This window comes from Collinsella sp. LCP21S3_C7 (assembly GCF_052118485.1).
Taxonomy (GTDB): Bacteria; Actinomycetota; Coriobacteriia; order Coriobacteriales; family Coriobacteriaceae; genus Collinsella.
In genome coordinates this window covers 1-327 of sequence record NZ_JBQKHC010000072.1, presented here as the reverse complement: position 1 = coordinate 327, position 327 = coordinate 1, and the positions used below count along the sequence as shown (strand labels likewise).

Here is a 327-nt window from a genome sequence, read left to right as displayed (position 1 = left end):
CCGAGCGCGCCAGGTCCATCGCCCTCCACAGCCTGGGGGCCCCGCGGTTCGCCATGTCGTAGAAGTCGCAGGCCCTGCCGCATACGGGGCAGCGGCGCTGCTCGCGCTTGTGGGGCCGGACGCTCACGACGATGCGCTCGGCCTCGATGCGCGCGCCCAGGACGACCGTGCGGGCCAGACCGAGGGCGAGAAGTAGTAGACTCTTCATGCGTCACGCCTCTTCGGTTGTCTGAATTTGGCTTAGCAATCATAGGCGGATGACGCGGAAACGGCCCCTCCCGGGGCCGTTTCAGTTCCAGATCGTTGTTTTCGCCCGCTGAGCTGGGC

1 pseudogene is annotated in these 327 nt (G+C 67.0%); it reads right to left on the bottom strand.

The window, feature by feature from the left end:
* Positions 1-208: pseudogene (locus ACTQ1E_RS08935) on the bottom strand (hypothetical protein); the annotation flags it as partial.
* Between the last annotated feature and the right edge of the window lie 119 nt (positions 209-327).